Genomic DNA, 958 nt, shown 5'->3' on the forward strand with positions numbered 1-958 from the left:
TTAGAGGTCAGTAGTTAGTTACTTATTAATTCTGATTGATATATTTTGTCTCCCTCCACCATTTTGACAATTAGATTATTGAATATAGTTGCTTTACTCTGTGATCGGTTTATTCTAAAACAAAATTCATTGAAATATCTATTGAGATTATCATCACTTACCCAAGAATAGGTCGTTCTTATCCAAGATTTAACTTGATGTATCATTGTATGGAGCGCTTTAAAATTCAATCCTCTGTTACTCTCAATCTGTGTTATGTCATAAGCTTTTGAAATGGGTCTATATCCTCTCCATTTATCTGTTGTGACCCTTGCTTCTCTGCTAATATGATTGACAAAAATATATTGCAATGATCGGGCTGAAAAATCATCTATTTTCATAGCATACATCCTCTTGACCTTACCCTCCTTTGTAAGCTGGATGGCCGTTACCGCCTTCTTTTTCTTGCTATCATAGCTTCTTCCTGTTTTCCCTGCTTCTCGGCCCCCAAGGACAAACTCATCAACGTGAACATCGCCATCCATAGGGTTTTTCCCACTAGAAGCCATAGCCTCTCTGACTTTCAACATAAATAGTCGAGCAGTTTTTTCAGTCACACCATAACGCACACCCATATAACTTGCTGATAAACTTTTAGTGCTAGGAGCCATTTCGAAACAGATAAAAAATGCCTTTCTGACTCCAAACTTAACTTTGTGAAAAAGAGTGTTGGCAGTAGCAGATTCTATATGCCCGCAGATGTTGCACTGCCTTGCAAAATCAGTACGAATTTGACAAGCAGTGTGATTGCACTTGAGACATTTATATCGAATTTCTGACTTCACTGAAGCTAAATATTTCTTGCAATCTTCGTCTGTTTTGAACCGATCAGAGAACTCTAGAAGATTTTGACCCTTAAATACGTCCATAATTATATATATTTACTACCACTAAGATAGGTATTTATATACTGACCTCT

General features: G+C 36.6%; 1 protein-coding gene. It reads right to left on the minus strand.

What is annotated here, in order from left to right:
* Nucleotides 1-14: 14 nt before the first annotated feature.
* Nucleotides 15-908: an IS1595 family transposase gene (locus PGOND44_RS14865; protein WP_003447178.1), complete on the minus strand. Its 894-nt coding sequence runs from the start codon at nt 906-908 to the stop codon at nt 15-17.
* Nucleotides 909-958 lie beyond the last annotated feature (50 nt).

It is taken from the genome of Psychroflexus gondwanensis ACAM 44, from assembly GCF_000355905.1.
Taxonomy (GTDB): domain Bacteria; phylum Bacteroidota; class Bacteroidia; order Flavobacteriales; family Flavobacteriaceae; genus Psychroflexus; species Psychroflexus gondwanensis.